The 25,097-nt window shown below is 50.6% G+C and carries 21 protein-coding genes; 14 read left to right on the forward strand and 7 right to left on the reverse strand.

Features of this window, described 5'->3' with window-relative positions:
- Nucleotides 1–110 precede the first annotated feature (110 nt).
- The 8 genes from NNL21_RS20545 to NNL21_RS20580 all read left to right on the forward strand — a co-directional run bounded on the left by NNL21_RS20545 (nt 111) and on the right by NNL21_RS20580 (nt 10,953).
- Nucleotides 111–1,919 (forward strand): sensor histidine kinase, encoded by a 1,809-nt coding sequence (locus NNL21_RS20545; protein WP_204819829.1) that lies wholly within the window; start codon nt 111–113, stop codon nt 1,917–1,919.
- Nucleotides 1,912–3,507 (forward strand): response regulator, encoded by a 1,596-nt coding sequence (locus tag NNL21_RS20550; RefSeq protein ID WP_204819830.1) that lies wholly within the window; start codon nt 1,912–1,914, stop codon nt 3,505–3,507. Before NNL21_RS20545 ends, NNL21_RS20550 begins: the two co-directional genes overlap by 8 nt.
- Nucleotides 3,508–3,618: 111 nt before the next feature.
- A complete protein-coding gene (locus NNL21_RS20555) occupies nt 3,619–4,950 on the forward strand; it encodes an ABC transporter substrate-binding protein (protein WP_204819831.1) in 1,332 nt (443 codons plus the stop codon).
- Nucleotides 4,951–5,027: 77 nt separating this feature from the next.
- On the forward strand, nt 5,028–5,909 hold the full coding sequence (locus tag NNL21_RS20560; RefSeq protein WP_204819832.1) for a carbohydrate ABC transporter permease: 882 nt from the start codon (nt 5,028–5,030) through the stop codon (nt 5,907–5,909).
- Between the two features lie 14 nt (nt 5,910–5,923).
- A complete protein-coding gene (locus tag NNL21_RS20565; RefSeq protein WP_204819833.1) occupies nt 5,924–6,757 on the forward strand; it encodes a carbohydrate ABC transporter permease in 834 nt (277 codons plus the stop codon).
- Nucleotides 6,758–7,464: 707 nt separating this feature from the next.
- Nucleotides 7,465–9,225: a glycoside hydrolase family 36 protein gene (locus tag NNL21_RS20570; RefSeq protein WP_204819834.1), complete on the forward strand. Its 1,761-nt coding sequence runs from the start codon at nt 7,465–7,467 to the stop codon at nt 9,223–9,225.
- 161 nt (nt 9,226–9,386) lie between these two features.
- The gene (locus NNL21_RS20575; protein WP_204819835.1) at nt 9,387–10,124 is read left to right on the forward strand and encodes a phytanoyl-CoA dioxygenase family protein; all 738 of its coding nucleotides are present in this window, start codon (nt 9,387–9,389) and stop codon (nt 10,122–10,124) included.
- 28 nt (nt 10,125–10,152) lie between these two features.
- Nucleotides 10,153–10,953: a sugar phosphate isomerase/epimerase family protein gene (locus tag NNL21_RS20580; RefSeq protein WP_204819836.1), complete on the forward strand. Its 801-nt coding sequence runs from the start codon at nt 10,153–10,155 to the stop codon at nt 10,951–10,953.
- Between the two features lie 154 nt (nt 10,954–11,107).
- Here NNL21_RS20580 and NNL21_RS20585 read toward each other — a convergent pair whose 3' ends face one another.
- Complete coding sequence (locus NNL21_RS20585; protein WP_204819837.1) at nt 11,108–12,061, reverse strand: metallophosphoesterase family protein; 954 nt, start codon at nt 12,059–12,061, stop codon at nt 11,108–11,110.
- Nucleotides 12,062–12,161: 100 nt separating this feature from the next.
- Between NNL21_RS20585 and NNL21_RS36820 the strand changes: the two genes are divergently transcribed.
- The 5 genes from NNL21_RS36820 to NNL21_RS20600 all read left to right on the forward strand — a co-directional run bounded on the left by NNL21_RS36820 (nt 12,162) and on the right by NNL21_RS20600 (nt 16,773).
- Complete coding sequence (locus NNL21_RS36820; RefSeq protein WP_373567586.1) at nt 12,162–12,317, forward strand: DUF6843 domain-containing protein; 156 nt, start codon at nt 12,162–12,164, stop codon at nt 12,315–12,317.
- A 166-nt stretch (nt 12,318–12,483) separates the two neighbouring features.
- Nucleotides 12,484–14,181 (forward strand): spore germination protein, encoded by a 1,698-nt coding sequence (locus tag NNL21_RS20590; protein ID WP_204819838.1) that lies wholly within the window; start codon nt 12,484–12,486, stop codon nt 14,179–14,181.
- A complete protein-coding gene (locus NNL21_RS20595; protein ID WP_204819839.1) occupies nt 14,129–15,250 on the forward strand; it encodes a GerAB/ArcD/ProY family transporter in 1,122 nt (373 codons plus the stop codon). Before NNL21_RS20590 ends, NNL21_RS20595 begins: the two co-directional genes overlap by 53 nt.
- Nucleotides 15,251–15,288: 38 nt before the next feature.
- Complete coding sequence (locus NNL21_RS36825; protein ID WP_373567584.1) at nt 15,289–15,501, forward strand: CLC_0170 family protein; 213 nt, start codon at nt 15,289–15,291, stop codon at nt 15,499–15,501.
- A gap of 45 nt (nt 15,502–15,546) precedes the next feature.
- Nucleotides 15,547–16,773 carry a Ger(x)C family spore germination protein gene (locus tag NNL21_RS20600; RefSeq protein ID WP_204819840.1) on the forward strand — a complete coding sequence of 409 codons (1,227 nt, stop codon included), beginning with the start codon at nt 15,547–15,549 and terminating at the stop codon, nt 16,771–16,773.
- A gap of 91 nt (nt 16,774–16,864) precedes the next feature.
- Here NNL21_RS20600 and NNL21_RS20605 read toward each other — a convergent pair whose 3' ends face one another.
- The 6 genes from NNL21_RS20605 to NNL21_RS20630 form a co-directional block, all read right to left on the reverse strand.
- Nucleotides 16,865–19,048, reverse strand: coding sequence for an MMPL family transporter (locus NNL21_RS20605; RefSeq protein ID WP_256555363.1), 2,184 nt, complete (start codon nt 19,046–19,048; stop codon nt 16,865–16,867).
- Nucleotides 19,049–19,121: 73 nt separating this feature from the next.
- Nucleotides 19,122–20,507: a sensor histidine kinase gene (locus NNL21_RS20610; RefSeq protein WP_204819841.1), complete on the reverse strand. Its 1,386-nt coding sequence runs from the start codon at nt 20,505–20,507 to the stop codon at nt 19,122–19,124.
- Nucleotides 20,504–21,184: a response regulator gene (locus NNL21_RS20615; protein ID WP_204819842.1), complete on the reverse strand. Its 681-nt coding sequence runs from the start codon at nt 21,182–21,184 to the stop codon at nt 20,504–20,506. The genes NNL21_RS20610 and NNL21_RS20615 overlap by 4 nt, the downstream gene beginning before the upstream one ends.
- A gap of 142 nt (nt 21,185–21,326) precedes the next feature.
- A complete protein-coding gene (locus tag NNL21_RS20620) occupies nt 21,327–21,497 on the reverse strand; it encodes a hypothetical protein (RefSeq protein ID WP_204819843.1) in 171 nt (56 codons plus the stop codon).
- Between the two features lie 60 nt (nt 21,498–21,557).
- Nucleotides 21,558–21,704 (reverse strand): hypothetical protein, encoded by a 147-nt coding sequence (locus NNL21_RS20625; protein ID WP_204819844.1) that lies wholly within the window; start codon nt 21,702–21,704, stop codon nt 21,558–21,560.
- A 130-nt stretch (nt 21,705–21,834) separates the two neighbouring features.
- Complete coding sequence (locus NNL21_RS20630) at nt 21,835–22,638, reverse strand: helix-turn-helix domain-containing protein (protein WP_204819845.1); 804 nt, start codon at nt 22,636–22,638, stop codon at nt 21,835–21,837.
- A 134-nt stretch (nt 22,639–22,772) separates the two neighbouring features.
- Between NNL21_RS20630 and NNL21_RS20635 the strand changes: the two genes are divergently transcribed.
- Complete coding sequence (locus tag NNL21_RS20635; protein ID WP_204819846.1) at nt 22,773–25,016, forward strand: FAD-dependent oxidoreductase; 2,244 nt, start codon at nt 22,773–22,775, stop codon at nt 25,014–25,016.
- Nucleotides 25,017–25,097: the final 81 nt, after the last annotated feature.

Raw genomic sequence — 25,097 nt, forward strand, 5'->3', positions numbered from 1 at the left:
GGAATCTATTTGCGCTGGTGCTTTTTACCGACTTGTCGATATTTGTCGTAAACGTTCCGGTATACTAAGATGAGTTAGTTAGTCTATTCCGACGAGAGGACGGCATCAGGATGAAGACAAGAATCGTTAATTGGTTCAGAAGCCAGCGGATTCAGAACAAGATCATCGCGATCTATTTTCCGCTGGTCGTTATTCCGCTCTTATTGCTTAGCGTGCTTTCCTACAATATCAATACAGAGGCTGTTATTAAAAAAACGAAGAAAAATATGCTCGATGAATCCCGGCTGATCACAACGAGAATCGACACGATTCTGTCGAATGCGGAGAGCTTCTCTAATATTGCGATGCTGGACTTGAATAAAGAAACGAAGCTTAAGACATTGGAGCCCAAGGAAATCCCTTACGATGAGCTGCAGACGAACGAAGATTACGTGCTGCGTAATCAGATTGAGAACAAGCTGGATTTTGCCATGCTTATTTTCCATGATGTCGAATCGGCGGTCTTCATCGATAACAATCGCAACATCTACTCAACAGATCCCAAGCTGAATACAGGGACCTTGCGAGGGCTTGCAAGTCCGATGTTCCACGCAGTCGAGAAGAGTAACGGCATCCACCTATGGTTTCCGATGCAGAGAAGAGACTACTGGGTTATGGACAAGCAGAATCCCGTCATTACGATCGGCAAAAAAATATTGGACACAGAGACGATGGACACGCTTGGCTACCTGTTCGTCAACATCAATGAGAAAACTTTATCCTCCGTCTATCGTCCGGTCGGTCCTGTGCAGTCGAACGGGTATTACATCGTGGACAGTCGCGGCACGATCATCTCTTCTTCAGACGAGGAACGATTACTGCAATCTTTAGAGCCGGATAAGCGGGAAGAGATCACTTCACAGGAAACCGTGCTGGAGGAGATGCGAAGCATGAAGGGTGAGAAGGTGCTGCTCACGGCTATGCAATTCGGTAAGCCGGACTGGAAGCTGATCAATGAAATCCCGCTCAAGGAGTTGACCCGTGAGACGCGCCAGGTCACGAGCCTGATCTGGATCGTAGGCGGAATATGTCTGCTGTTTGCCTTGATCGGCGCGTTTATTTTGTCCAAGTCGATTGCCGCCCCGATCATTTACTTGGCGAAGCATGTGAAGGGGATTCGTGATGAGAACATTGACCGTCCGATCGATGTGAAGAGCAATGATGAAATCGGCATTCTCGGTTCAGGTGTGAACACGATGCTTGGCCGGGTGAATGATTTGCTAATTAAGGTGAAGGAAGAGCAGCAGCAGAAGCGGGAGTATGAGCTGGCACTCATTCAGGAGCAGATCAAACCGCATTTCTTCTACAACTCGCTTGATCTCATCTATGTGCTGTGTAAATCAGGCGAAAGCGAGGAAGCCGGTAAAGCGACGAAGGCGCTGGCGGATTTTTACCGGATTGCGCTCAGTAACGGGAAAGAAATCATTACGGTGCGGGAGGAAATACGCAATCTACATAGTTATCTCTACATTCAGAGTGCCCGATATTCGGATTTATTCGATTTCCAGATTCAAATCCCCAATGAGCTGCTGAACTATACCATTCCGAAGCTGACGCTGCAGCCTTTAGTCGAGAATGCGATATATCACGGTTTGAAAGAGAAGGGCAGCTTCGGGCATATTACGATAGAAGGCTTCAAACAAGGAGATACCATGTGCATCAGCGTAAAGGATGACGGAATTGGCTTCCCGGCTGAACGAATGAAGCATTGGCATACGAGCAAGGAGGAGCGCAGCTCCTTCGGTTTGAGCAGTGTCGATGAGCGGATCAAGCTCTATTTTGGAGATCGGTATGGCATCCGGATTCATAGCCAATTGGGAGAAGGCACAGACATAACGGTGGAAATTCCACTTATGAATGGAGATAAACACGATGATTAACGTTATTTTGGCCGATGACGAGGCGGTCTTCCGCAAATACCTCCGACATGTCATCGACTGGGAGGCGCATGGCTTCCACGTATGTGGCGAGGCGAAGAACGGGGTGGAGGCTCTGGAGCTCATTGAGCGCGAGCGCCCCGATATCGCATTTATCGATATTAACATGCCGTATATGAACGGGATGGATCTTGCGGCGAAGGTAAAGGAGCTGTATCCGTCCACCTCGATCGTGCTTGTGACCGGCCATAGTGAATTTGAGTATGCCCGCCAAGCGCTTAAGATCGGCGTAGATGACTATATTCTGAAGCCGTTTGACGAAGAGGAGCTGCTCATGGCGCTCGCCAAGGTGAAAAGTGCGATGGAGAAATCGCGGGTGGAGCAGGACAAGACACAGAAGGAACGGCTCGCCTGGAAGGAAAGCTTTCTCAATCTGCTCATTAGCAATGAATATACAGGTGATAACGAGATGATGAATCATCAGATGAAGATGTTCCAGCAGCAGGAGGATCGCTCCTTGTTTCAGGTCATTGCCATCGAAATCGACGGCCTTCACGAGCAGTGGCCGGATTCCGGTGAAATTCGTCTGCGCAAATATATCATTGCCAACCTGCTTCAGGACCTCATCAAGCTCGAAGGACGCCAGTTTATTTTTAACGGCCCTGAGAACCGGGTCATCTCGCTGCTGCAGTTTACCGAAGAAGGCGGGGATAAGCGGTTTCAAACGGATGGTTACTCGCGATTGTGCGCGCTGATCAAGCGGCACTTCGGCTTCAGTGTGACAGTGGGAATCGGTACAGCGGGACAAGGGGTGACATTCATTCGCGAGTCGTATATGGAATCCGTTATTGCACTGCGAAATCGCATCGCGATGAATCTCACAGATGTCGTCTTTTACCGGGACATTACCTCGAAGGCTTCGAATATCGGCTTCTATCCAAGTGAAATGAACGAGAATCTGCTGCTGCATTTGAGGCTTCACGACGAGGATGAGATTCGTAAAAATTTGGATGCGATTCGGACCTATATTCAGAATCAACAGCTTTCGAGCGATTATATTCATACGATTCTAGCAGGACTGGTATCGTTATGTCTCACTTATATTTATGAAATGGGCCGGAAGGTTGAAGATGTACTGCCCAGCAACTTTTCTCCCTTCAAAGAAATTACGAGTAAGCCTTCAATAGAATCGGCCTTTGAATGGATCACCGATATCTATCTGACTGCTGCACGTCATTCGAAGGGCGTGAAACGTTCCAAGTCGGGTAAAATATTGGAATCCGCCCGGGAGTACATCGATTCGAATTATGCGAACAGCCAGCTGAAAGTAGAGGACATCTCCAAACACTTCTATATCCAGCCCCGCTATTTGTTAAAGATATTCAAGCAAGAGCTAGGTATGAGCGTGAGCGACTATATACTCGAAACACGGATCCAGCGGGCCAAGGAGCTTCTGATCTCAGGCAATAACTTGCGCCTGACGGATATATCGCAAATGGTGGGCTACAGCGATCCGGGTCATTTTAGTAAAACCTTCAAGAAGCATACGGGATTATCTCCGAGTGAGTATGAGGTTACGCGGACTAAGTAGGACAAAATGATGGGTTTGGGTCGAAATGTACAAATGTGTTCCGATTTATCCCTTACTCGCCATGTTACCTTCCCTGTACAATGAGAACAAATCAGACAAGGGGGATATACAATGAAGAACAAAACGTTGAAGCCTATATTGATGCTTCTGCTGCTCTCAATGGTTGCTCTTTCGCTTGCGGCATGCGGCTCCGGCAACAATAAGGCGGATAACGAATCCGGCAGCAAGAACGAAGCGGGCGGTAATGATGCGGCGAAAGCGGTTAAGCTGAAGTTCTATGCGCAGTACAGCGGTGTAGAGAAAGCTGTATACGACGCAGCCAAAGAATCCATGAAGAAGGTAATGCCTGAAGTCGAAGTGGAATTCGAGGTTGCTGCACAGGATGACGAGCAAAAAATTAAAACCTATGCGGCTGCAGGCAGCCTGCCGGACATATTCTTCGCATCCAGCGGCCTTATTGAGACGCTGAAGAAATCGGATAACCTGTACGTTATGGACGATGTTGTGAAAGAAAACAACATTGAAAGCCTGCTCAACGAAACGTCCAAGCCGATGCTGTGGAATAAAGACGGGCATTCCTACTCTGTACCGAATGTGGGTCAATGGGCAGCACTGATCTATTACAACAAGGAACTGTTTGCCCAGCACAATGTTAAAGCCCCTACGAACTACACGGAGCTGTTGGAAGCGGTAAAAGCGTTCAAAGCCAAAGACATTACGCCACTTGCTCTATTCGCAAAGGAAAAATGGCCGGGTGTGCAATTGTTCGATATGGCTGTTGTCGGCTCGGAGCCGGCTGGCGTGAAGAAGCTGGACAACGGCGAAGGCCAGTTCTCGGACGAAGCGTATATTCAAGCTACTAACAAGTTGGCAGAGCTTACGAAAGAAGGCCTTCTGTCTAAGAATGCATTCAATACGACTGCGGATGACGCTGCAGCTCAATTCACTTCAGGCAAAGCGGCTATGCTGTTGAACGGCGCATGGTCGATGAACAATATTTACGAAATGATGGGCGATAAGCTGGGCATTCTGTACACACCTTTCTCCGATGCGGATAAAGTCGATCAAGTGAAATGGAACATGAGCGGCGGCGGCTTCAACCAAGGGTTTGCGGTATCCAAAAACTCGGCCAATAAAGAAGTTGCAGCTAAATATGCGGCATTATTCTCGATTGAATTTGCAAAGCAGCGTGTCATCATGCTGGCTGATCCGAACTCCATCCTAGTCGAAGATGTAAAACCGGCTAATGGCCTGTCTCCGGTTCAACAACAATACGCGGACGATTCCGTGAATTTCAAAACCATGACTGCTTTCCCATGGGGACTTGAGAACGCGAAGTTCAAAACAGCCATCGAAGACAACACGCAAAAATTGCTTGCTGGTCAAGATAAGGAAGATTTCATCAAGGACATGAACAAAGCGATTGAACAAGCCCGCAAATAATATTGGCAAGTAAAAATGGTAAGTAAAGAACAGGTTGTCCTTGAAGTCTGGGACGACCTTTTTTTAAGGGAGGAAATATGACTTCTAAACAGAAATACAATTTGGCGCTGCTCGTATTTACTGTCCCGACGCTGCTCTTCTTCACCGTCATGGTAACGATCCCCATTCTGCAGACCTTCCAGAAAAGCTTTTTCGATTGGGACGGACTAAGCAAAGCTACCTTCATTGGATTCGATAATTACATTCGTCTGTTCGACGACGATGACTTCTGGGTGTCCTTAAAGAACGGCCTCGTGTTCGCTTTCGTGCTTGTTGTGTACCAAATTGGACTAGGCACGCTGCTCGGGATCGCGCTGAGCTCGAAGAGCTTGAGAGGACGTAAGTTTTTCAAGACAACCTACTTCATCCCCGTCGTCTTATCCGGCGTTGTCGTGTCGCAGCTGTGGATTGCAATCTACAACACCGATGGCGGCCTGCTCAACAGCCTGTTCGCCCTGATGGGCAGCAATTACGAGCAATCCTGGCTGAGCGGTGAACACACCTCGATCTGGGCGATCGCCTTCACGAACGGATGGCAGAATATGGGCGTTCATCTGGTGTTGATCTATACCGCGATTAAGTCGATTCCTGAGCATCTGTATGAGGCCGCCAAGATTGATGGGGCTTCCTTCTGGACCACACACTTTAAGATTACGATTCCGCTCTTGAGCGAAACGTATAAATTTTGCCTGATTATCGCCATTACAGGAGGCTTGAACGCGTTCCAGAACATGTTCGTCATGACGAGCGGTGGTCCTGGCAACATCTCGTATACGTTCACCTTCATGATGTATAAAGCGGCTTTCCGCTCGAACGAATACGGTTACGGCTCGGCAGCGGCAGCTGTGCTTGTTATTGAATGCCTCTTGTTCACCATCCTCATCAACAAATTGGTGGCGCGGGAAAAAATCAGTTATTAGATGGGGAGGATCCTATGTTAAAGCGAATTACGAAGAGAACGCTGACCTACGGTCCGCTGTTATTCTACGTACTGGTCAGCTTGTATCCATTAGTATGGCTATTGTTCTATTCCTTTAAAAATAATGAAGAAATTTTCTCGACGAACGTATTCGGTATTCCGAGTGAGTGGCGCATCGAGAACTATAAGAACGCTTTTGCCGCATTCGATCTGCTGCTCTACTTCAAGAACAGCTTTATCGTATCGATCGGCACCGTTGTGTTCACTGTCATCCTTGCTCTGATGTTCTCCTATGCGGCAGCGCGGATGAAATGGAAGTATGCCAATGCGGGCCGGATTTATATGACGGCGGGTATGTTTATTCCCATGCAGATCATCCTGATTCCACTGCTTATTATTGAACGGACACTGCATCTGCAAAATAGTTATTTGGCCGTTATTGTCCCATATGTCGCGTTCCAGCTTTCTTTTGCAACGATTATTTTCTATGCGTTCTTCCGGTCCTTGCCCTATGAAATTGAAGAATCCGCAGCTATTGACGGGGCTAATGTGTATACGACGTTCTTCCGCATTATGGTTCCGCTCGTGAAGCCGGCTATTGCTTCCGTTAGTATCTTCGTCTTTCTATTCGCATGGAATGAATTCCTGGTAGCACTCGTCATGATTAGCGATAATGCACTGAAGACACTACCGCTCGGCCTGTTATATTTCCAGACCCAGTTCAGCTCGGATTGGGGCGCAATGGGGGCCGTCATGGTGCTGTCCACTATACCGACCATCCTTGTCTATCTCTTGTTCTCCGAGCAGGTGGAGAATGCGCTCACGGTCAGCTCAGCCGTGAAAGGGTAGATTGGCTTATAGATCAATTGGACGTTAATTCGAGCATAAACGAAATATTCGAGCACAAAACTCGAGAACAAACGAAATAATCGGGCACAAAACTCAAGAACAAACGAAATATACGAGCGCAAAACTCGAGAACAAACGAAATATTCGAGCACAAACCGTTCCGCAGGCTGAATGTTCTTCCGATCGCTGTTGTTCCCGGATTTCTTTGAATTATATATATGGGTTGATATCCGGGAACAAAGGCGACCGCTTGCGCTTCTCCAGAATCATTCTTCCTGCTCCACTCGTTTGCTGCCGGCATTTCGTTCATTCAAAACCCATGTATCAATGCTTCACAGTATGAAGCACATGTTCAACCAAGCTTATATTTCACAATACTAAGCGTATGTTCAATCAAACCACCAAGTGTAGATTAGACAAAACCAAGCGTATGCTCAACCAAATCACCAAGTGTAGATTAGACAAAACCAAGCGTATGCTCATCCAAACAACCAAGTGTAGATTAGACAAAACCAAGCGTATGCTCATCTAAACAACCAAGTGCAGACTACACAAAACCAAGCGTTTGCTTCCGAAGTAAGTTTTGTTGCGAAGAAGACTCAGGAAGCATATGCTCCACAAAACTTAAGTCTATGCTTTCGAAGCAGTTTTGTTGCGATGAAGACTCGATGAAGCATATGCTCCACAAAACTTTTAGGAGGGTTCAGATGCTATTTCAAGCTGGAAGTAGAGAGTTTACAGTCGATGGCGGCGATCACTTTCGTGTTTCGTTGAACCTTCTCGATGAGGCGGATGGAATCGAGTATATCCGTTTCGTGATGGATTCGGATACGCCCCGGATTCCGGAGGCGATCCGCCTTTCATGGAAACATCCCGCCATCGATATATCCGGCTATTGGGACCCAGGGGCGAATCGGGAGAAAGGGCTGCGGATCGATTTCAACGCGCCTTTCCAATCCAAAGCGACCTCGCTGGCCCCTGTATGCTCCCTCTATAATATGGCCGGTCAGAATCGGCTCACGGTTGCTTTCTCGGATGCGATGCGTCCACTGCGGATGCGGGCAGGGATTCACGAAGAATCCGCGCAGTTCGAGCTATGGATGGAGCTCTTCACCGAAGCTTGCCCGCCTATGACTCATTACGAAGCGATCATCCGGATCGATACGAGAGACCGGTATTATGCGGATAGCTTAGGGGATGTCGGAGCTTGGTGGGCATCGCTGCCGGGCTATACGCCGGCACAGGTTCCGGAAGCTGCGCGCCTCCCGATGTATTCAACGTGGTACAGCTTCCATCAGCAGCTCGATCCGAAGGAGATCGAGAAGCAGTGCCTGCTGGCCAAGCAGCTCGGATGTGAAGCGGTCATCGTTGATGATGGGTGGCAGACAGCCAATGGTGAACGCGGTTATGCCTACTGCGGTGACTGGGAGGCTTCTCCTGACCGGATACCGGATATGAGAAGGTTCGTCGACAATGTACATGAGATGGGGATGAAATTCATCCTCTGGTATTCCGTTCCGTTCGTTGGGCTGCATTCGAAGGCTTGGAGCCGTTTCGAGGGCAAGTTCATGAACATGTACGGGAAAGACACAGCCGTATTCGATCCTAGGTTTCCGGAAGTCCGGAATTATTTGATCGGACTCTACGAGCGGGCGCTGCGCGACTGGGATATCGACGGCTTCAAGCTGGATTTTGTCGATTCCTTCAATCTATCGGAAGATATGAGATTCTCGCTGGGCGAGGGCAGAGATTATGATTCGGTACCGGAAGCGGTAGACCGGCTGCTCTCGGATGTCATGAACCGGCTGAAAGCGATCAAGCCTGATGTCATCATCGAATTCCGGCAAAATTATGTCGGTCCGTTAATGCGTAAATACGGCAACATGTTTCGTGTGGCGGATTGTCCGAATAACTTTAGCCAGAATCGGATCGGTTCCATCGATATTCGCCTCTTAAGCGGGAATACGGCCGTTCATTCCGACATGATGATGTGGAACTGGAGCGATAAGGCTGAGAATGTGGCACTGCAGTTTATCCATTCGCTCTTCTCGGTGCCGCAGCTCTCGGTTCTAATTGATCGTATACCGGAGGAACACCTCAGGGTTGTTGTATTCTGGCTCGGATTCTGGCGCCGGCATCAGGCTTTGGTTCTGGATGGAGCCTTGCGCCCCGAGTCGCCGGACTATATGTATCCGATCGTGTACGCCCATAATGAGCGTGAATGGCTGGCTGCTGTCTATGGCGAAGGGATCGTTCGGATGGAAAGCCTGGCTCAGGAATGCTGCATGATCATCAATGGGACTTCCCGAGAATCGATTATTGTAGAGTTATTAGTCCCTATAGAAGCTCGAATGCTCGTGTTGAATTGTGCGGGCGAAATCATCACCGATCAGCTGGTGAGGTTGGATAAGGGAATCCACAAGCTGGCGCTCCCGCCTTCCGGCTTGATTCAGCTGATTCGGGTATAAACACAAGGCCATCTCCTTTCATTACAGGAGGTGGTTTTTTGCTTTTTAAATAGAAACGGAAGATATGCATACTTTTTCGGAGCAAACGAGAAGTAGCGGAAGCCTCGTTCAGCGTACAATCTTATTAGAAAACGAAAACGATTTCAGGAGGTCATTGAGCGATGACAACGTCGGTGCTGTCTAACGAAGAAGTTAACTATTATAAAGAAAACGGCTATTTGCTCCATAAGAAACAACTGTTCAGTCCGGAGAAAATGAGCACGTTAACGAATATTTTCGAGGAGCAGCTGGCACTGAAGGGCAGCAAGCTGTCTGACGAGCTCGATACACCGCATTTCCGCGACGAAAGATTGCTTGAATTTCTGCTTAGCGAGGAGGTTCTCGATCTGGTTGAGCCTGTGCTTGGACCGAATATCGGCTTGTGGTCCAGCCATTTTATCTGTAAAGACGCACATGTCGGGCGTTCAACTCCGTGGCATGAGGATTCCGCTTACTGGAACGGACGGCTCAGCTCATTCGACAAAATCGTTACCGTATGGCTGGCCATTGACCGCAGCTCGGAAGAGAACGGCTGCATGCGCGTCATTCCAGGTACGCATAACAATGGCTTCTCCGACTATGAGGACGTGGATGCCCGCCTGAATCTGTTCGCGACACAGATCAAGAACGTGGACGAATCCAAGGCGGTTTACTTCGAGCTGGAGCGCGGCGAATGCTCACTGCATGACTCGCGTATTATCCATGGCGCCAAGGCCAATACGAGCCCATATCGCCGTTGCGGCTATACGATGCGTTATTTCTCCACCGAATCCAAGGTCTATGCCGATAAGAACCCAGGCTTCAAAATTTGGCTGGCGCGGGGCAAAGACATTGCCGGCAGCCCGTTCGTGAATGTATAAGCAGGTATAGATCAGGAGGTTAACGACGTTGAAAATTAAAATCGTTAAGGCGCTTTGGGGAATGGAAGGCACGTATGCAGACCAGCTGTCGCGTGCGGCTGCGGCGGGCTTCAGCGGTGTAGAAGCACCGCTGCCTTCCGCAGAACGCGAGAATGAATTCAAGGACCTGCTGATGCTGCATAACCTTGACTATATTGCACAGGTCGTCACCTCCGGGGATCATGCGGAATCCTTCGCAGCCCAGGTACGTCGGGCTGCTGGATTTCAACCGCAGCTCATCGTCTCACACAGCGCCCGGGATAGTATGCCGTATGATCAGCAGCTGCAATTCTTCGAGAGTGCGCTGGCTGTAGAGCGCGAGGTGGGCATTCCGGTTGGACACGAGACACATAGGTACAGAGCGATGTTTACCCCGTGGACGACATCGGCGCTGCTGCGGGATCTGCCGGAGCTTAAGATTGCGGCGGACTTCAGCCATTGGTGCTGCGTCTGCGAATCGCTGCTGGAGGATCAAGCGGAACATATGCGGCTTGCATTCGAGCGGGCGATTCATATCCACGCGCGGATCGGCTATGCAGAAGGACCGCAGGTGCCGCATCCGGGTGCGCCTGAGTTTGCGGGTGAGCTGAAGGCATTCGAAGGCTGGTGGTCGGAAATCTTCAAGCATCGGGCCGAATCGGGAGCCGAATTCGCGACCGTAACGCCGGAATTCGGACCGCCGGGCTACATGCCGACGCTGCCCTTCACGCGGCAGCCGGTTTCCGATTTATGGGAAGTTAACGAGTGGATGGCAAACCGGATTCGCCGGACTTTCCAGGAATGGATTTAATGAAGCAGGAAACAAACAGCCGCAGGGACATTGTCCTTGCGGCTGTGTTTAAGTTTGGATGCTGTATGTCAGCACCTTTACGTATGTTGGGTGATTTAATCAAGTTATGGGCGTGCTGTGACATTCACCGTTTTCTTCGATTTCTTATCGGATCTCAAACTTCGATGTATGGTTCCCGGTCCGAATAAAGGGGTGAATGCTCCTCTTGCCGTCCAATGACGGTGCCGTCGATAAGCCGTATCCAACTATCGAAGCTGCGCTTAAGGGGCTCGAACCGGATGATTCTGGCGCCTCGCGGAAAACCTTCCCGGCCGTATGTGTTATATCCAGACGCCCTGCCGTAGTATAGACGGATGCCAAGAAGATCGCCCCAATAGTCGTTGATGTGATCATGGCCGCAAAACGTGCCGATGACATCGTTCATCTCGACGAAGGCGGTGAATAACCCGCTGTTTATTTTGGGGCTTCCGACGGATTCGAATTTGGAGCCGTAGCAGGTATGGAAATCCCACAAGTCTTTATACTCCGGAATCGGAATATGGAAGAAAGCGAGAGATGGAAGCGCGAATCCCGCTTTCTCCGCCCGGGCGGAAGATTGTTCGGCATACCAGTCGATCTGGCTGCGGCGGATCCAGTCGTACCCTCCGGCGCGGGCAGGCGCATAGGCCCCGGAATCGAAGCCATACAACGAAGCGGCGGGCAAACCGTCAGCCGGATCGATAATGTCCAGCACGAAATTACCGACGCCGTGAATTTCCTGCGGTCCCGGCTCGGACATACAGAATGAGTGCTCTTGCATGACCGCCATCAATTCATGCCGGGTAACGTCCGACTCGTCGTCATGGTTGCCGAAGACGGCCGCCCAAGGAATCTCCGCGGCTTCTGCCGCTCGTACGACGCAGCGAATGGACTGGCGGGGATCCGCGCAGTTCTCGGCATGAATCATATCACCGGTAAACATGACGAGATCGGGGCGCTCATCGTTCAATATGCGTTTCATCAATTCTTCACTTTGCAGGTCGGCTTCTTCGCCGTTACGCCAATGCAAATCCGTGAATTGCACGATCGTGAAAGAACCGTCTTCCCGAAGCTGCAGGTGGTTTGCCATACTTGGCCTCCGTTTCATCGTTTTCTTGAATCTACGGATTTCATCATAGCAAAATTGAATAGGAATACAATGCAAACAGCCGGCTTTACAAAAAAGATAAATCCAACGGAAGGGCAAACGAACGGCGATTGATACTACGTGCGTGAACATTAGAGGAACTGGTGCAAGCAGCTCGAATGGAGTCGAGCCCCCTCATACGGATATCAAAGTTACTCATTCAGTATGCGGCGAAGACTTTAGGCTTAATGGGTCTTGATCCATTAATTTGGTATAAAATGTAAGGAGGAGAATGAACGTTCAAAAGGATTGCCTCCGGGCAACCCTTTTTTCGTTTAAATGCGGAGGGAAACGTCAAAGATAGTAACATATTGTCAATATTCGACATTTCAGCTTCAGATATCATGATCGGAGGGCGGCAGGAGATGTCCAAACGGAAGGCACCGAAGAAACAACAGCAACCCCCCGTTTCGGATCAAGCCTTGAAAGAGCTGCAAAATACGAAAATAAGCGGAAACCTGGAAGAAACGGTTACGTGCATAGATGGCCTCTTAGGCATGAATGCGGATTTTTTGAAGCGGCGTTTTCATGTATTCGGACAATATCCGGCGGTCATGTTTTACTATTCCAGCCTGACGAATTCAACGATGATTAATACGGAAATCTTAAAACCGCTCATGTATCCGCCTCCCAGTCTGGAGGGTCAATCCATTGAGGATGACCGGTTAAAGAGCATTTTGATTAATGATTCGCTGTACCATAGCGAAGGGCAAATGGTAAGCAGCATTGCAAGCTTAGTTGAGGGCATTCTACGCGGAGAAACCGTCATAGTCGTGGATAAATTGGACGAAGCATTCCTGGTTCGCACGCGGAATCTGGACAAACGAGCCATCGACCAGCCGGCGACGGAGCAGGTTATCCGTGGTCCGCGTGAGGGGTTCATTGAGATGCTGGAAACGAATATCTCCCTGCTCCGCTACCGGCTGCCAACCACGGACTTTCGCATTGAAACGATGGAGATCGGCCGTAGAAGCAAATCGAAGGTGGCGATTTGCTATATGGATGGGATCACGAACCCGGATCTGTTGAAAGAAGTCAACAAGCGACTCTCTAACATTGATATAGACGCGGTATTGGATTCCGGGTATCTGGAGCAGTACATCGAGGATAATCATTTATCCCCATTTCCCCAGGTTCAATATACCGAACGGCCGGATAAAGTAGTCGCTAATCTGTTGGAAGGCAGAGTGGCTATTCTTGTTGATGGTTCCCCTCTGGCACTGGTCGTTCCGACGGTTTTCAGCCAGTTCTATCAAACGGTCGAAGACTATACGGAACGTTTTGTTCTGATGAGCGCGATTCGGATGGCCAGGCTCGTAGCCTTGGTATTTTCATTGGTGTTCCCAGCTCTGTACGTCGCGGTCATTTCCTTTAATCCGGAGCTCATCCCTACCGAGTTTGCCGTAGCGGTGGCCGGCGGACGGGCTGGTGTTCCGTTCCCGGCCATTATCGAGGTGCTGGTCATTGAAATCTCCATGGAGGTGCTGCGGGAAGCGACGATTCGTTTGCCGCAGCAAGTCGGCGGGGCGCTCTCCATCGTCGGCGTCCTTGTTGTGGGACAGGCCGCAGTGGCAGCCGGATTCTCCAGCCCGATCACGGTTGTCATCATTGCGTTAACGACCATTGGCTCCTTCGCAACACCGGCCTATAATGCTGCGCTGGCTTTACGACTCTTGCGGTTTCCGCTCATCATTATGGCCGGTATCTTCGGACTATATGGCATTATGATCGGATTGATACTCATCATGAATCATCTGCTGTCCTTGAAATCGTTTGGTGTCCCTTATATGAGTCCATACGTTCCCGGGAACTTTCAAGGGATGAAGGATTTGCTCATACGGGGTCCGTTATGGTGGATGAGTGAGAGGCCTTCTTTCTTGCAGCCTCTTGAGAAGAACCGGTTGGGACCGGAAGCTGAAACCGGCTACGACATGCTCAAAACACTCCATAAGCAGACTGAAAACGTACTGGATCCGATGAATGTTCAGAAATCGAAAGGAGCGTCAGCCAATGGAGAATCCACGTCAGATCACAATGATCCAAGCCGTGGCAATACTGATTAGCACCATCATTGGAGTGGGGGTTCTCGCGCTGCCGCTCTTCGCTGTTCGCGCGGCGAATTCGGGAGCTCCGCTCGTCACGCTGCTTGGCATTCTGCTTGGCTTTGTGGGACTTATGATCGTTACCCTGCTTGGTATGCGGTTTCCGAATAAAACGATCATTCAATATAGCGAGGATATACTGGGCAGATGGCTTGCCTTGCTCGGTAATATTCTGATCATTGCATTCTTTGCCGTTCTGACATCTCTTACGGCGCGCGAGTTTGGTGAGGTGGTCGTGACATCGGTTCTGAAGACGACGCCAGTGGAAGTGACGGTAATTGTCATGCTGCTGCTCGCGGCCATCACGACGCGCAACGGCATTACGACGTTTGCTTACATCCATGTTTTTTATATGCCTATTCTATTGGTTCCCGTCTTGTTAATCGTCGCGCTTTCCTTCAAGAATTCAGATGTGATCAATCTGCAGCCTATATGGGGCAATGCAACTGGCAATATGCTGCCGGGTATACTGACGATCGCCGCGTTGTTTCAAGGATCGTTTATCTTAACGGTAGTCATTCCAGCCATGCGCCAACCCAACAAGGCGATGAAAGCCAGCATGCTGGGGATGCTTATTGCGGGAGGACTGTATATTACAATCGTCGCAGCAACGGTCAGCGTATTTGGTTCTGAAGAGATCAAGGAGCTGCTCTGGCCGACACTTGAGCTCGCCAAAGCGACTTCCTTGCCCGCGAATATATTGGAGCGTCTGGATGCGGCATTCCTTGCGGTCTGGGTCACGGCCGTATTTACGACCTTGTTCTCCAGTTATTTTCTGACGATTCACTCCATGAGCAAGCTGTTTCGCTTAAGGGATCATCGCATGTTCTCTTTTTTTCTTCTGGCGTTTGTATTCATCATGGCCATGCTGCCCCAGAACATCATACAAATGTACACCATTATCCAAAACTTCGGCCGTATTGGGCTTGGCATTACGATCGTTTATCCCGGATTGCTGCTGGTCATTGCCATCTTGCGTAAGAAAAGAGGGGAGCCCGTTCGGAATCAAGTGAAAGAAAATGCCCAATAAACAAGGGGTTATTCGAGATTGAGGGGGCTAGCAAACGTATGGGGATAGGCGGCTACTTCACCAGTTATCTGATTTACGCCATACCGTTATGGCTCGTGAGCGGATTGCTCATCTTAGCATTGGATATCAAACATTATGAATTGCTAAAAATGAAGAAAGAAAGGAATGTTTCCCGTTTCCTGGGCTGGTTCAACGTTGGGCTTGCATGCTTATTATTCGTAGGGAGTTGGATTCTTAAAAAGTGGGTATGATTGTCCGTCTGGAGAGCATCTCAATTAAAGCGAGGTATCGTCATCATGTTATGCCATTGGACCAAGATGGTCAAGCTGTCATGCGTCATCCTCTTCGCCGTTCCAATCCTGACCGGGTGCTGGGATCGTCTAGAAATCGAGGAGCGCGCTGTCGTATTGGGGATATCGATTGACTTGGCTGAGCCCGGGGCAGAGCAGGAGGAGGACGAGGTTTCTCATCTTCGTGGCAGCTTTCCGACCCCGGATGAAGCGATGATCCGCCTTGCTGCACAGGTCGCGCTTCCCGGAAGGATTCCGCTCGGACCCGGAGAAGGTGGAGGCGGCAAAGAAGGGCCGGGACAAACGGTCTGGGTCATTGATGTCGTAGGGCATTCCGTCGATGATGCACTTATGAACCTGCAGCAGCAAATTTCGGGAAAACTGTTCTTCGGGCATTTGCGCGTAATCGTCGTTTCCGAAGCGATGGCTAAGAGAGGGTTGCAGAATGTGAACGATTATCTCAAGCGCAATTCGGAAGTGCGAAGAATGATGTGGATGATGATATCGAAAGGTAATGCGAGAAAGCTCATGACCGCTTCCCCCAAACTCGAACGCGTTCCGAGCTTATACTTGCTGTCCACATTGGACGATGCCGTAAAGCTGGGCAAATTTCCGGATGATTATGTGGGCATGTTCTGGAGCAATTCTTCTAAGAAAGGGCAGGAAGGCTTTCTTCCCTACGTGGAGATGATGAAAGAACAGAACATTGATCTGCTCGGGATGGCTTATTTTAAAGCCGATAAAATGGTTGGGGCAACGAAACCGTTTGAAATTGCGGGATATATGGGGATTAAAGGCTTGAATCCCGCAGGTTATCGGGGCGTCATTAGCTTGAACGGCGATTCCGTTATGGTGGTTGCGACTCATCGCCAATCGAAATTCGACGTGCGAATCGTGAATGGCCGACCGCATTTTAAAATATATGTTCAAACCGAGATCAATCTAGAGGAAAAGATTAAAGGACAATCTCTTGTCGTGAGTGAGAAGATCATAAAGAGTATCGAGGAACAAAATAAAAAATCGCTTAAAAAAACATACGAGAGCTTGATCAAAAAAACACAGCAAAAAGGATCAGACATATTCGGCTTCGGCGAATATTTGCGGGCAAAAAAGCCCCGGTATTGGGACCGGGAAATCGGAACGAAGCAGCGATGGCAGGAGGCGTACAAGACTATTGAGGTTGAAGTAACGGTCAATACGAGAATCAGGCGCGTTGGTATGAAAGCGAAATAAACAACAGTTGTACGATTCCAGCAAAAGGAACAGCTGCAGGGGAGGAATTAACCCGCTGCAGCTGTTTTTTGGTGATTCATCTGTGAAGAGACTACTTAGACGGCTTATTCTTGAAGCCGATTGTCATAATGGCCGGAAGCAGCATGCCCCGTACGAGGAAGGTATCGATTAAGATGCCTGCCGCCATCGCAAATCCGAACAGGAACAATTCTTGGATCGGCTGCGTGATGAGTACGCCGAATGTGGCGGCCAGTATAATGCCTGCAGATGAAATGACTCCGCCTGTCGATGCGACGCCTCGTCTAACCGCTTCCCTCCAGGCGAATTTGCGTGCTTCCTCCTTGATCCGGGACACCAGCATAATGTTATAGTCCACGCCTAAGGCGACCATGAAGACGAACGTGTATACGGGGATCCGGTAACTGAACGAATCGTAATCCAGCAGCGTATGAAACACGAACCAGGTTAAGCCGATCGTAGCCGCATAGGATAACAGGATCGTCAGCATCATGTATACCGGCATTCGAATAGAACCGGTTTGAAACCCGAGCATTGCCGTGATAAGAACGGCGATTAAGGTGAAAATAACGATCGTATCGCGCTGGTTCATCGCGCGAACGTCCAGCTGCTCCGCTGTTTGACCTCCAAAATGAAGAGAATCGAGAACCGAATCGAAGCCGCTGTCATTGAGAATGGATCCGCTGTTATTCTGCCATCGTTCAACGACGTCCAGCGCTTCCTTCTCATACGGGTTGACCTTCAAGACGGCCTTGAACGACAGGACATGCCTATTGTCCGATATCAGACTTTCTAATCCTGCAGCATCAAGCCGCGCGGGATCAGGCATCATGGAATCCAGCTCTCCCTGGGCGTTCAATTGCTGCCCTAGAAGCTGTAATTTCTCCAGAAGAGCGGAATCCGCCTGGAATGCCTGATCCGATTTCAAGATGACGGTAACCGGGGCAAGCTCTCCTTGCGGGTACTGCTTCTCAAGCAGCTCGAAGCCGACTCTGGAAGGCGTATCGGAAGGGAAAGACTTCATCAGATTGAACGAATAATGGGTGCCCAGCGCATTGAATGACAGCAGTAATAACGGAAGACCGAGCAGCATTAGTGTAAGTTTGGGCTTGCCCGTTACGAATGTGCCCACTTTCTCCCAGAAGGGGACCCGAGCACGTGTAACTCGTGTGCCGACCTTCGGCATGAAGGGCCAGAAGGCTCTGCGTCCGAGCAAGGCGAACAGCGCCGGTATCAAGGTCAGTCCTGCGAGCAGGATGATGGCTACGGCTATAGAGAATACGGGCGCGAAGCCGTGATAGGGCTTGAATACCGAGGCGAACAGGGCAAGCATGGCGATCAGCACCGTGCCGCCGCTGAACAGAATCGGCTCCGCTACATGCGTCATCGCTTTTCCCATCGCGGTATACTTCGAATCATGGTCGAGCAGCGCCTCGCGGTATCTCGAGAAGACGAACAAACAATAGTCCGTGATGACGGCAAACAGCAGGATCATCATAATGGATAACGACTGCTTATCGATATCGAATAAACCGAATTTCCCTGAAAGTCCGATCAACCGGTCGACCGCCATATAGACGATTCCAGCAATGATAAGCGGGAATATAGCCAGCAGAGGAGAACGGTAGATGACGATCAAGAGCACGAGTATCAATACGACAGTAGCGATCATCAGAACAAAGTCCGCATTGCGGAACAAGCTCAAGGTATCCGCAGCGATGGCAGCCGGACCCGTCATCTCAAGCCTAAGCTGGTCTGTGCCGTGCTCGCTCCAATAGGCGGCTACCTCATCCAGTGCATCCATTACATGCTCGGAAGAGATCCCTTCCTGAAAGTTGACCGTAAGAAGGACGGTCGAGCGGTCCTTGGAAATCATCTGATCTCGAGCCGCCTCAGGCAGGGCATGGAAGGGGACGGCACTTGCTATAGAAGATGGCTTCTTATCGGAGGACAGCCACAGGCTGAACGCTTCGAGCTTCTGCTCTTCTTCAGCGGTAATCACGCTGTCGCTATGAAAAACAAGCAGAGCAGCCATACCTTCCGATGAAGGGAAGTGCTCTTCCATGAGCTGTTTGGCCTCTGCCGAAGGATTGCTGCCTTTGATGTGGCCTTCGCCGGCGTTCGCGGCGTACTGCTTGGCTGTTGGTGCCGTTGCGGTGAGAACAAGGACGAGCAGCAGCCAGAAGAGGATGGTAAGCTTGGCTCCTCTTTGGCTGGTTACGTATTGAATGAATTTGTTCATGAATGGTGGGATCATACCCAAGACCTCCTGTCCGTTATTTCTAATTGAAATTATCGGACAGAAGTATGAATGGACAATGAACGGAAGATTACAAGCGGGGAAGCGTTACAGTGAAGGTGGATCCGACCGTATATTGACTGTGGGCTGTGATCCGTCCGTGATGCAGGGTAACGATTTTATGTGCGATCGCAAGACCGAGTCCGCTGCCGGAGGTTGTGCGATTTCTAGCCTTATCCGCTTTATGGAACCGTTCGAACAGATGCGGCATATCGGATTCGGGTATGCCTGCACCGGTATCCGCAATATGGACAAGGACCGTATCGTCATCAGCATCCTCGATCTGAACGCTTAGCATACCGCCTGTGCTGGAAAATTTAATCGCATTCGAAATCAAATTGAGCCACACCTCATAGAGCAGCTGAGCATCGCCGGAAATCCAGGTTTCGGGCAGTTCCAGCTGAAGCTGAAGCTGCTTCTCAGACCACTGCCACTCCTGCATGATGATGATTTGCCGAAGCTGTTCATCCAGCTGAAATTTTGTGATTTGAAGCGCCTGATTTTCCTTATCCAGGGAGGCAAGCGTGAGCAATTGCTTGCTCAGCTCAGACAAGCGCCGGCTCTCTTGTTCGATGATCCGCAGATTGTATTCCGTCTCTCCTGCAGTGGTGCCGTGGTCCAGCGATGCTTGTGCCAGCCCCCGGATCGACGTCAGCGGGGATTGCATCTCATGCGAAACGTTGGCGACGAATTCTTGTCTCATGTCATCCAGCTGCTTGATGGCTTGCGTCATCTTGGTGAAATGCAGCGCAAGATCGCCAAGCTCGTCCTTTCGCGAGACATCCAATACGACGTCGAAGCGGCCCTCGACGATTTGCTTGGTGGCGCTCGTTAGCGCCTTCACAGGCTTGACGATATAACGGCTCAGAATGACGATGAGCAGCAAACTGATAACGAACGTTCCAATAAAGAGCACGGCCACAATCAATCGCAGCTCCCCAATCTGCTGCTCCAGGTCCGGTCTGACGAACAGAGCGCGCTTCTCTCCATCCGCTGCAAGGAGGGGGAGGCCTACGGTATTGCGAAGACTATTCTCGAAGAAGGCCAGCAGCATAAAGCGGTTGTTCTCTTCGTCCACACCCTTATAGATGCCGCCGTCCAGCACGGATTGAATGATCGTGGAGCTTAGCGATCCGTGCTTGAAGGGGGCGCCGAAGGAAGCTCCGCGCTGCTGTTCGTCGACATAATAAATCTGATAGCCCAGCGAGGCGACTTGCGTTAAATAAGCAGACGTGTCGCCGTTCGGGTTTTGTTCCAGCAGGGTACGTATCGTTTGACCGGCATTCCATATTTTTTGTTGGCTCTTGGAGTGGAGCACTTCTTGATAGTAGAAATTGGTCAGCAGAAGTCCAATGATGCAGCTGATAATAGCGATTGCGATAAACGTGACCACAATGCGCACATACAGGGTTTTCAATGGTCTCTCACCTCTAGCTTGTACCCCAAGCCCCGAATCGTCGTAATGACAAAATCATTCTCGTCCCCGGTAAATTTCTCCCGCAAGCGCTTGATATGGACATCGACCGTCCGGCTGTCGCCTGCAAAGTCAGCGCCCCATACGAGCTCGATGAGCTGTTCCCTTGTATAAATCCGGCCCGGATTGCTGGCCAGCTGTGTCAGGAGCTCGAACTCGCGCAGAGGCAGAGCAATAGTGTCCGCGCCCCGCTTGACCTCATAGCTCTGGCGGTTTATCGTGACACCGCCGAGTCTGATCGTATCGGCAGAGACCAGCCGATATCGGCGCAGCAGCGCTTGAATGCGGAAGACGAGCTCCTTCGGCTCGAAGGGCTTGACCATGTAATCGTCCGTTCCGGACAGAAAGCCTTTCTCTTTATCCTCAATGCCGCCTTTGGCGGTCAGCATCATAACGGGGATGTCGTATTGCCCGCGGATCTCCCGGCAGAGCTCGAGTCCATTCATCGCCGGCATCATGACATCGACGACAGCCAGATGAATCCGCTCGGTCTCCAAGATTTCTACGGCTTGCTTGCCGTCCTCCGCTTCGAGCACGGCGTAGCCTTCTTTGGTCAAGACAAGGCGAAGCAAGGTTCGAATAGAGGGATCGTCATCTGCGATCAATAGGTTCATTCTCATGCCTCGATGCACTCCTGTTCTGCCCTCTTATAAGCAGCTACTGAGAGTTTATCACACGGGGCGGATGCGTTCCAACCGGCTTAGGAGCAGCGCCCGTAAGGCAAGGGAGCGGGACATTTTATGAGGGGAATCATTCAGGGCGTTAAGAGAATCTTTTGAGAATACGGCTTAAGGCTGCCGACACTTCAGCCTCCTTTTTTTTATCCGAGCTGGACTTTTCTATAGCAAGAAGCCCTATTCCATACGCGATAATGGATAGGCCGTTCGATATGATGGCGAGCTGGTCTGAGGTAAGTCCTTTGTTCTCCGACATCGGGACAGCTCCTTTCTGCAATCGTGAATTATGACCAAGCATGGACAGCCGCGTCTGCCTCTAGGCATCGTTATTTTTCTCGGATCGGGCTTTCAAGACGGAGAACAATCCGAATAGATCACCGACAACCAATATAATCGCTGACCATAAGGCGAGGTCATCGGCCGATAGTTCGGTCGTTTCCGATTTTGTCGTTGTTTTGGACATAGAATAAGCTCCTTATTTCCTTCGGATGATAATAGCCTATGCACATTCCCGATGAAGCGCGTAGGCGTATGCCGAGGGGGGCAAAAATAAATAGGGGTATCCGTCCATTTCGCGTCCTCTATGAAGATTATTAAATACGGTGGAAGCGCCGATAAGCGGAAGGGCTGACTCCCCGAATACGGCTGAATAAACGGCTCAAGTAGAAGCCGTTCTCATACCCGCATAGCTGTGCAATCCGGTCGATGCTGAATGAGGTCTCCACCAACAGGCGCTCAGCCCGCTCAAGTCTCCGTGCAGTGAGAAATTCGCTTGGCGTCATACTGTAAGCGCTTCTGAACCCACGGGTCAGCTGTACGGGCGACAGCCCGATTGTGGCGGCCAGGCCGCTCATATTGACGCGTGTATACGCATTGACCAGCAAGAACTCTCTCGCCTGCTGTATGCGGGGGTCAGTACTGTGGTGAACCGCGATCTCCGGTCTTATTTCCTCCTTCTCTATGCCTGCCATTCTCCACAGGTCGTTCAACAGATGCTGCTTGTACGCGCGGATCGACTCCTCGTTACGGCCGGAAGCAGGAAGCCTCTGCAGGTAAGCGAAGTCGGAGGATAGCCGCTTCGTATCCGCCAGCTGTCTCTTTCCTATCCATAAAGGGGCTTCCCCTTCGAGCGCAGGTGAATTCGAGTCCCATCGGAACTGGAAGAAATGAAAGGTTAACGGTTCTAAGACCTTCCTATAAAACCAGGTTCCCGGTGGACATAGCACTAAATCGCCGAAGCCGGCATCGCCTTCAAACCGGTCAATTCCGTAAGCGAACCTTCCTTCCACGACCGCAAACAACGTCCATAGCGCAGAGCTGTCCCGATCCAGGGCAAATTGTGTCTTGCGGTGCCAGTAGACATGATGGGACAGCCGGGCGAAACCTTCTGTGAACATGGTTATCCGACTCCTTATAGATATTGAAATATAGGATATGTTTTCTTGTAATACGGTGCATGTTATTTGAATTTATACCATTATATGATGAAATCAAGGATATGCATAATGGTCATAAAGGAGAGTGCGTCCAGGTGAGGCAGGAGGTTGTGCAGTCAGCTATTACTGTAATCGGAGGCGGACTTGCTGGAGTATGCGCGGCGGTGGCCGCTGCCCGGGCAGGACAAACCGTATCGCTCGTGCAGAATCGTCCCATGCTTGGCGGGAATTCCAGCAGCGAGGTGCGTGTATGGGTCTGCGGCGCCACTTCGCATGGCGTAAACAGCTTCGCGCGGGAAACGGGCATCATGGGTGAGATGTTCGTCGAGAATCAGTATCGCAACCCGGAGGGGAACCCGTATTATTGGGATTTGGTCGTGCTCGAGACGGTACGCGCCGAGAAGAACATTACGTTGTTTCTGAACACCGATGTGCATGAGGTGGAGGCGGATGGAGAGGAGGCAAGCCGGAGGATCCGGTCGGTTACCGGCTGGATGATGGGATCAGAGCGGAGGATTCGCTTCGAGAGCCAGATGTACCTCGATTGCACGGGCGACGGGCTTGTCGGTTTCCTCGCCGGGGCGCGCTATCGGATCGGACGGGAGGCAAGGGACGAATATAAGGAGGAATGGGCGCCGGTCATTGCGGACGATATCACACTTGGCAGCACCATGTTGTTCTATACGAAGGATGTTGGGCGTCCGGTTAAGTACGTTCCTCCCGGGTTTGCGATTAACATCGCCGAAACCTCCATCCCGATCAATCGTGTCATTCGCAGCGGGGATAATGGATGCGCGTACTGGTGGATTGAATGGGGAGGAGAGATCGACACCGTTCACGATAATGAGCGGATTCGCGATGAGCTGTGGTCCGTCATATACGGAATATGGGATTATATCAAAAACTCCGGTCAATTCGAGGCGGAGAATATGACGCTTGAATGGGTCGGCTCCGTACCGGGGAAGCGGGAATACCGCCGGTTTATTGGCGATTATGTCTTGAATCAGAACGACATTATGGAGCAGCGTGAATTCGAAGACCGGGTTGCATTCGGCGGATGGTCGATTGATCTGCACCCTCCTCAAGGGGTTTATTCCACCGAACACGGCTCCAAGCATATGCATGCCGACGGCATCTATTATATTCCGTTTCGTTCGCTTTACTCGGTCAATGTCAGCAATATGATGATGGCAGGACGCAATATTAGCGCTTCACATGTCGCATTCGGCACGACGCGTGTGATGGCGACCTGCGCGGTCATCGGCGAAGCGGCCGGTTTAGGCGCGGCACTAAGCGCTGAGAAGGGAATACCGCCTCGCGAGCTGTACCGGAATCATATGGCGGAGCTTCAGCAGAGGCTTCTGCTTCACGACGCGTCCGTAATCGGTCTGCATAACAAGGATGCGGATGATTTGGCGCTGCGGGCTGAAGTGACAGCTTCCACCACGCTTACCTCCTTGGCCGTCGAGCAGCCGGTTGAAGCATTCCCTTTGACGAAGAACGTCGGCCTGCTCCTGCCCGCAGATCCGGGAATCCATGGTTTGGAGCTGTTGATCGACGCGGCTGATGCGGCTTTATTGGAGGTAGAGCTGTGGGATACCCGTCTTGGCCAAAACTACGTGCCCCATGCTAAGCGTTCTTCAGCGGCTGCACAGGTAGATAAAGGCGAGAAGCAGTGGGTGAAGCTGGATCTAAGCTGGATTCCGGATACGGCGCGCAATGCTTTTATCATCATCAAGGCTAACGATAAGCTGGCTGTTCATCTGTCCGACCGCCCGCATACGGGTACGCTGGCATTCTTGAATATATGGACCGAGGAGCAGCAGCCGGGTCAGCTTGCCATGCAATGGAGCATGCGTCCGTTCGCACGCAAAGCGATATGCTTCCGGCTGCTATCTCCAACAGAGGCGTTCTCGTCCTCTAAAGTGATCGATGGCTATAACCGTCCCTATGCGGGACCGCATCTGTGGTCGTCTAGGGCGATGCAAGATGGAGTGGACGAATGGCTGGAGCTGAGTTGGCCGGAGCCTGTGCAGGTGGGGACGGTTCATCTGACGTTCAATGATGACGTGAATGAGGACTTAATTAACCTGCATCATCACCGGACACCGTTCGAAGTTATTCCGGAGCTGGTGCGTCACTATGTCGTTCAAGCCGAGTTGGATGGAGTGTGGGAGACGGTGGCCGAGCAGCCCGAGAACCGCAAACGCAGGCAGGAGCATATAATGGCAGCCCCTATTGTCACGAATCGGCTTCGGATCGTGATAAAGTCTATGAACGGTGCTGCGTACGCCGAGGTTGTAGAGATGAGGGTATATGCACAGCGACCAATTCGGTAAGCATGCAACAACCATGCAGCATGCAGGTAGAACAAGAACAGATATATTTAGTAATGAATAAATCCCAGCTATCTTGACCTT

This window comes from Paenibacillus mendelii (genome assembly GCF_024498075.1).
In the GTDB taxonomy this organism is placed as follows: Bacteria; Bacillota; Bacilli; order Paenibacillales; family Paenibacillaceae; genus Paenibacillus_Z; species Paenibacillus_Z mendelii.

Bases quoted from the DNA above. Each gene is read 5' to 3' on its own strand.
- NNL21_RS20595 (WP_204819839.1), top strand. From the start codon at position 14,129: ATGGAGAATCCACGTCAGATCACAATGATCCAAGCCGTGGCAATACTG.
- NNL21_RS36825 (WP_373567584.1), top strand. From the start codon at position 15,289: ATGGGGATAGGCGGCTACTTCACCAGTTATCTGATTTACGCCATACCG.
- NNL21_RS20570 (WP_204819834.1), top strand. From the start codon at position 7,465: ATGCTATTTCAAGCTGGAAGTAGAGAGTTTACAGTCGATGGCGGCGAT.
- NNL21_RS20590 (WP_204819838.1), top strand. From the start codon at position 12,484: ATGTCCAAACGGAAGGCACCGAAGAAACAACAGCAACCCCCCGTTTCG.
- NNL21_RS20585 (WP_204819837.1), bottom strand. From the start codon at position 12,061: ATGGCAAACCACCTGCAGCTTCGGGAAGACGGTTCTTTCACGATCGTG.
- NNL21_RS20615 (WP_204819842.1), bottom strand. From the start codon at position 21,184: ATGAGAATGAACCTATTGATCGCAGATGACGATCCCTCTATTCGAACC.
- NNL21_RS20605 (WP_256555363.1), bottom strand. From the start codon at position 19,048: ATGATCCCACCATTCATGAACAAATTCATTCAATACGTAACCAGCCAA.
- NNL21_RS20545 (WP_204819829.1), top strand. From the start codon at position 111: ATGAAGACAAGAATCGTTAATTGGTTCAGAAGCCAGCGGATTCAGAAC.
- NNL21_RS20550 (WP_204819830.1), top strand. From the start codon at position 1,912: ATGATTAACGTTATTTTGGCCGATGACGAGGCGGTCTTCCGCAAATAC.
- NNL21_RS20600 (WP_204819840.1), top strand. From the start codon at position 15,547: ATGTTATGCCATTGGACCAAGATGGTCAAGCTGTCATGCGTCATCCTC.
- NNL21_RS20620 (WP_204819843.1), bottom strand. From the start codon at position 21,497: ATGTCGGAGAACAAAGGACTTACCTCAGACCAGCTCGCCATCATATCG.
- NNL21_RS20630 (WP_204819845.1), bottom strand. From the start codon at position 22,638: ATGTTCACAGAAGGTTTCGCCCGGCTGTCCCATCATGTCTACTGGCAC.
- NNL21_RS20575 (WP_204819835.1), top strand. From the start codon at position 9,387: ATGACAACGTCGGTGCTGTCTAACGAAGAAGTTAACTATTATAAAGAA.
- NNL21_RS20625 (WP_204819844.1), bottom strand. From the start codon at position 21,704: ATGTCCAAAACAACGACAAAATCGGAAACGACCGAACTATCGGCCGAT.
- NNL21_RS20560 (WP_204819832.1), top strand. From the start codon at position 5,028: ATGACTTCTAAACAGAAATACAATTTGGCGCTGCTCGTATTTACTGTC.
- NNL21_RS20565 (WP_204819833.1), top strand. From the start codon at position 5,924: ATGTTAAAGCGAATTACGAAGAGAACGCTGACCTACGGTCCGCTGTTA.
- NNL21_RS20555 (WP_204819831.1), top strand. From the start codon at position 3,619: ATGAAGAACAAAACGTTGAAGCCTATATTGATGCTTCTGCTGCTCTCA.